General features: G+C 46.2%; 6 protein-coding genes. All 6 read left to right on the forward strand.

The window, feature by feature from the left end; translation table 11 throughout:
- The first annotated feature begins 105 nt into the window (after positions 1-105).
- Positions 106-1,746 (forward strand): hypothetical protein, encoded by a 1,641-nt coding sequence (locus tag ENI34_09395; GenBank protein ID HEC79331.1) that lies wholly within the window; start codon positions 106-108, stop codon positions 1,744-1,746.
- Positions 1,747-1,831: 85 nt separating this feature from the next.
- The gene (locus ENI34_09400; protein ID HEC79332.1) at positions 1,832-2,125 is read left to right on the forward strand and encodes a nucleotide pyrophosphohydrolase; all 294 of its coding nucleotides are present in this window, start codon (positions 1,832-1,834) and stop codon (positions 2,123-2,125) included.
- 45 nt (positions 2,126-2,170) lie between these two features.
- Positions 2,171-3,256 (forward strand): hypothetical protein, encoded by a 1,086-nt coding sequence (locus ENI34_09405; protein HEC79333.1) that lies wholly within the window; start codon positions 2,171-2,173, stop codon positions 3,254-3,256.
- 9 nt (positions 3,257-3,265) lie between these two features.
- Positions 3,266-3,925, forward strand: a complete 660-nt coding sequence (locus tag ENI34_09410; GenBank protein HEC79334.1) for a hypothetical protein — start codon at positions 3,266-3,268, stop codon at positions 3,923-3,925.
- A complete protein-coding gene (locus ENI34_09415) occupies positions 3,922-4,794 on the forward strand; it encodes a hypothetical protein (GenBank protein ID HEC79335.1) in 873 nt (290 codons plus the stop codon). Before ENI34_09410 ends, ENI34_09415 begins: the two co-directional genes overlap by 4 nt.
- Positions 4,791-5,432 (forward strand): hypothetical protein, encoded by a 642-nt coding sequence (locus ENI34_09420; GenBank protein ID HEC79336.1) that lies wholly within the window; start codon positions 4,791-4,793, stop codon positions 5,430-5,432. Before ENI34_09415 ends, ENI34_09420 begins: the two co-directional genes overlap by 4 nt.
- The last annotated feature ends 1,219 nt before the right edge of the window (positions 5,433-6,651 follow it).

A 6,651-nucleotide genomic window follows, 5' to 3' on the forward strand; every position in this document is an offset into this window, starting at 1 on the left:
ACTCTTTTTATCGTCGAGAAAATAGTCTATGTTAAAAGAGGAGGTGGTGCAAAATAAAAAAAGAAAAGTTGGAAGCAAAGACAGGCATAATAAAAAGGAGGTAAGATGAAATATGCCATAGCAATTGCGATAATGCTGTCATTGTCATTCGGATTGGTAACTGAATCATTCAGGTACCAATCAACCGCTCAGCTCTTTGAGGACGACTATGACCTGATCTTTGACCCGGCAAGGATTCCAGAGATTCAGGGTTCCCGTTTATGGACAGGTCTTGCGAATTTTGTTACAAGCGATGAAGAGCTCTTCTCCAACAACAGCCAGCCTTATGTTCTGCTCGGCGGTATGACGTACTTTAACAACCTCTACCCCGCGGGCGTCTATGACCGCACTTCAAGCAAAACCCCGTTCTATACCGGATTGAACGATCCTCTAGGTAATGAGATCTATGGAGAAGGAACAGTTACAAAAATCAACTGGAACAACCCTGATTCACTCGGGAATTATCAGGACCGGGAAGTGACTACTGAAACAAGAAAGGCATTCGATGCCTCGAATTCAAGTGATTATTATCTTGCTTTCGGTTACAAATCAGAAGGCTTCCGTTTTGGCCTGGGTTATATGCATACAGATTCAAAGACTACATACACAGACCCGAATGACAACTATGATTATCTGAACTATCTGGAAGACCTTTCTGCAAATGCCATAACCTACAAAGACAGTGCAACTTCAACGGGCGATGACATTCTGAAGTCGAGCGAAAACGAGATAATCTTCAGCGCCTGGATGGACAAAGAAGCAGTATCATTCGGAGCGTCTGTGAGCTACTCGATGCTCGGCTCAAGCAGCGAGGCGTTGATCAACAGCTATGAGGCAGAGTATTTTGACCCCTCGGCGCCCGGCCATAATTACATAATCACTTCAATCAATGATTCTTCATACCTGCCGCAATCAGGCAATGAAATCGATGTTGAATTCAAGGTATTCTACAATTATAACGAAAACGCCCAGGGTAGATACTACGGTGGTTTCTTCACCCGCTCAATGAGTTATGACGACGATGCCACCCAGTATTACTTTGAAACGATGGAACATGATGCGGATCCGGCGATGACCAATGATACGACAACAACCATAACCGATTACGACGGCAGCTTCAGTTCCACTGGTTTCCGGGTCGGGACAAAACAGCTCTTTTCAATCTCAGACCGATTCAGATTCGGCATCGGCTTACTGTGGAGTAATACCTCATACGACGATTCGACCACAAAGATGGATACATCAAGCTATGTCCACCGCTATGACGACGGTGACACCATTCCCTTGATGGATACCGTACTGACCCAGCGGTCGAGCGAGACCTGGGTGATGACCCGAACCGGCAGTGTCAATTCATTTGTGATTCCAGTGGGCGTTGAGTTCAACCTTGCCGACCCGGTCGTCTTCAGAATGGGTGCAATCCATACAATAGCAAAAAACAATCTAACCACATCATATATCCTGACTGACTGGGAAGCACAGGTCACCCATATCGTAGTCGATACCCTGGAATATTACTATTATCAGGATCCTTCGGAAAGACCTGAAAATACAAGTGAAAACGACGCATCAACTGTGGCTATGACTGACTACTACTATGGTCTTGGCTGGCAGGTGACCGATAACCTCCAGCTCGATCTAATGGGATTCAGGAATATCACAGACTGGGCGAACTGGAAACTATCAGCAACCTTCCACTTCGATTAATAAACAGCAGTAAAAAAGGGAAGGGTTTAAAACCCTTCCCTTTTTTATTAACCTACATCGACATTAAACTACATTATTTTATAAAATGGAATTAAATTCCTATCAGGAACTGATTAAAAAAATTTATTTTGATAAGGATTCAAAACGGGGAATTGCCGAAACATTCAACTGGTTCATCGAAGAAATCGGAGAACTCGCACAGGCGGTCAGAAAAGGTGACAGTAAAAGAATTAAAGAAGAATTCGCCGACTGCCTCGCCTGGCTTCTCTCTGTAGGTTCTATTCTGAACATCAATGCAGAAGATGCAATGGACAAATACAGACATGGCTGTCCCAAATGCAAAAAAACACCCTGTGAGTGCAAGGAAAACAGGCAATAGCGTTGTTTGGGAAGTCAGGTTAAAAGTCGGAAAGAAGGAGGTTTTATGATAGCCATTTTCCTCACTGCACTGTTTGGTCTGGCACCACCGTCCAATACTACGGCATATGATACTCCCAATGATGGTGGAGGATCGATAACCGTCGAATGGCAGCTTTCACCCGACGATGCGATTCTGGAGGGTTATGAAATATATCGCAGCGAAGACGGTATTGATTTCAAAAAAGTAGGATTTATCGGAAAAAACCGTCGGGTTTATAAAGATGAAACTGAAGACGGAAAAAAATATTTCTACAAAGTCGCCGCCGTCATTGATACGGCAAGAGCTTATTCTGAAGCGACTGGCGGTGTCGTAAGCAGTGCCCAGTGGATCGATCTCAACAAGATAAATATCTTCATCGCCCTTCTTATCTTCGGAAGCATCATCCTTTACTTTATCTACCACGCGCGCCGAGGTAAAGAATTTTATTTAAGAGAGATAGCTGGGTTGAAAGCCGTTGATGATGCGGTCGGTCGTGCTACAGAAATGGGAAAACCGATTCTCTACTGTCTCGGTCTGGGTTATGTGGAAGATATCGCCACCATCGCTTCATTAAACATTTTAGGTGAGGTGGCAAAAAAATGCGCACAGTACGATACAAAACTGATCTGTCCCAATGCCGACCCCATTGTCTACACTGTAGCACGTGAAATCGTCAAGGAGTCATATACCAAAGTGGGAAGACCCGACGCCTTTGACCCCGACAGTGTCTACTTCCTTACACGCTCGCAATTCGCTTATGCTGCAGGTGTCGACGGTATCATGATGAGAGAAAGACCCGCCACCAACTTTTTCGTAGGATGGTTCTATGCTGAATCACTCATCCTGGCTGAAACAGGTGCGGCTACCGGCGCAATCCAGATCGCCGGCACAGACGCACTCGCTCAGCTGCCGTTCTTTGTAACCGCCTGTGATTACACCCTCATCGGCGAAGAACTCTATGCCGCCTCGGCATATATCTCAAAGGAACCACTCCTGCTGGGTGCCATAAAAGGAGAAGATTGGGGAAAACTGATTATCGGTACCGTGCTGCTGATCGCTTCGGTAATAGGCCTTTTAACGAAATTACCTGTTCTCAGTATATTTAAATAGGAGAGAAATATGAAAAGAAAATTTCCCTTATTTTTAGTCTTCATCTTCGGCATCCTGGGGATTATACCTTTTCTGATTCCCCATCCAGTAGTCCAGAACACCGATGATTTTCTCCGCAACAACCTTCTGAGGATACTTGCCGCATTCGCGCTGGTTCTGGGTCTCGGCAGTCTATTGAAGGTACATATGGATAAGATCAAACGGAAACGGCAGAACTGGCAGTATTCCTGGATACTGATTATTTCATTCATCATAAGTTCCATCATTGGTTTATTCGGCGGTGTAGCTGGAACCGGTCCCCTGCCGACAAGCATCGGCTCTTTTCCCTTTGATATCCAGACACTTTACGAGAACATCATTGTTCCGCTCGGTTCAACGATGTTCGCCCTTCTTGCTTTCTTTATGGCATCGGCTTCTTATCGGGCGTTCCGCGCCCGGTCTTTTGAAGCAACTCTGCTGCTCGCTGCTTCTTTTATCGTCATGCTCGGAATCATCCCCTTCGGTGACCGTATATCACACCATCTGCCTTCTCTGGCGCAGTGGATTATGAATGTTCCCAATGTCGCCGGTCAACGAGGGATTCTGTTCGGTGTCGCACTTGGAACAATCGCCACTGCTCTGAAAATCATACTCGGTATAGAACGTGCCTGGCTTGGAGGTGGTGAATGAAGCTCACTGATTTTCTTATCAAACTTACAAAGATCGACCGTCGCGTCATCTACCTCATATTAGCCGCCGTTGTAATCTTACCGCTGATCTTTCCCACTGTAGAACGGGTGCGTGTCATGGAACCGGTTGAGAAATTATTCAATGCCGTGGATACCATTCCTCCTCATAAAGCACTGATAATCGATTTCGATTATGAACCGCAGACCCAGCCGGAATTGGAACCCATGGGTATTGCGCTGCTTCGTCATGCCTTTGCCCGACATATCAAAGTTCTTATCCTCAGTCTCTATGTCCAGCCTCTCGGTCTTGCCCAAAAGGCATTGACCCAGGTGACTGAAGAATTCAACAGTGAAGCCACGTCACGCGCTGACAGTATTATCTATGGCCGGGATTATGTCTTTCTCGGATGGCAGCCGCCGCCTCTTATTCCGATGCTGGGAATGGGTGTAAGTATTACCAATGTCTACCAGCACGACTACTATGGTAATAAAACCGATACCTTAGAGATAATGCAGGGAATCAAAAATTACAACGACATCGCTCTACTCGTTTCACTAAGTGGTTCAAGCCTTCCTAAATCCTGGGTCGCTTACTCACAGAACCGCTTCGGCGTCGCAGTTGCCGCCGGCGTCACTGCTGTCTCCGCGGCAGACTTTTATCAATTTTACCAGACCGGTCAATTCACCGGACTGATGACCGGAATGAAAGGCGGCGCTGAATACGAAGAAATGGTTGAATCAAAACTCGGGATTAAAAAGAAACGAAAAGCGAGTGAAGCGCTTCCCTCCTTAACCTATGCCCATCTTGTGATCATCATCTTCATTATAATCGGCAATATCGGTTACTTCATCAAAAGGAGGTCGAAATGAGTATCTCGACAGCCCCCTGGGTATGGATCAGTGCTCTTTTGAGTATCGCAATTCTTTCGTTCCTGTACCGTGATAATCCTCTTTACAAATTCGCCGAACATCTCTTTATCGGTGTGGCGAACGGTTATGCAGTAACCTTTTACTGGCACAACATCCTCGTCCCGGCGCTCTTCGACCCTCTATTCAGACAGGGCAAACTTCTCTACATAATCCCTTTTATCATCGGACTACTTTATTTCACACGATTCATTCCTAAAATTTCCTGGCTTGTGCGCATTCCAATCGGCATTACAATCGGTTATTATGTCGGCGCCTCGATACCTGCATCAATCCAGGCTTATATCATAAAACAGATTCAGGGTACTATCCTGACGCCTTACAACTTTCAAACATGGAATGCCGGAACAATGGGAGTAATCTGGTCGGTCATTCTCTTTATCGGAGTTCTCTGTACCCTTTCATACTTCTATTTTTCGAAAGCCCATAAAGGAATACTCGGTACCACATCACGGGTCGGTATCATCTTTGTAATGATCGGCTTCGGTGCGGCTTTCGGCTATACTGTGATGGCGCGTATCAGTCTTTTAATCGGGCGGCTGCAGTTTCTTCTGGGCGACTGGCTGGGTATCATCCATTGAGAAAAGGAGTTTAGGGCAACACCCGAATTTCAGGGTTATCGGATAACAACGAATTTTCCGACTTGTTCACCAACATCGGATTGGACATGGAAGATATACACACCACTCGCTACCAGCTGACGATTCTCACTCAATAAATCCCACCACTCGTCTCCACCAGCATTATTCTTCACCTGATAACCTGTCTCCTCGTCCGGTGCATACGTATGATGATGCTTGATCGTCTTCACCAACTCACCATTCAAATTGAATATCCGTATCGTACAATCACCCGGCAAGTTGATGAACTTCAACCGACGACTCGCAAATGACTGCTGCCACTCGTTGTGAATCAAATACGGATTCGGCACCACCTTCACATTCATCTGCTCAACCGCCACCGTGTCAAAATAACCAGGCACCGGCGTAATCTGGAATAACGCATTCACAAACACCGGCGGAAAATCAGGATTCGCAACCACTCGCCACTTCTCACCAACCTGCGGCACCGGACCTCCAGACTGCATAAACGCTCCCTTGTTCAAACCAACCAAACCACCGTTGATATACAAAAACTTCGTATTCCGCGTCGCCGGCGGCGTACCGTTCAATACCAAGGTATCTGATACCTCTAAATGCGACTGAAAACACCAACCCGAAGCCAATGTATCATAAGCACCACTCGCCTCAGGATCATACGGACTAAACCCAATCGTATCACCAGTCATCAAGTCTATCACACGCACCGTATTCGCATCACCACTCGACGCACCACTCGTATTGTACCACTCAACCTCATAATCATTCCCACGATACGCCCAAAACGCAAAGTACGAAGCCCAAGGACCAGGCAAGGACGGCTTTAATAAACTGTCCGGATACGCACCACTCTCCACAATTATCGTATCAAATATCGAAACATCCGTCGGCAATGAATCACGCACAAAACTCACCCCAATATTCATCCCATCATACATACTGAAACTGTGCGGCACATTACAATCCCATAACGGTAAGACCACACGCACACTGTCGACCGCCTGACGCGCCGAATCCTCTAAATAACCCACAAACTCCGGCGCAACCACTGTATCGGAAACCATCCCCGAATCATCATATAACACGATATACTGCCAACCAATATCTCCAAACTCCAGATACTGCACCGCCTCACTCATATCCAAAGGATAGGTAATCGCCACACTGATGTTGCTGAGCAGTGAATCATTACCCGACAACA

The organism is candidate division WOR-3 bacterium (assembly GCA_011052815.1).
Taxonomy (GTDB): Bacteria; Hydrothermota; Tepidihabitantia; order SM23-42; family SM23-42; genus DRIG01.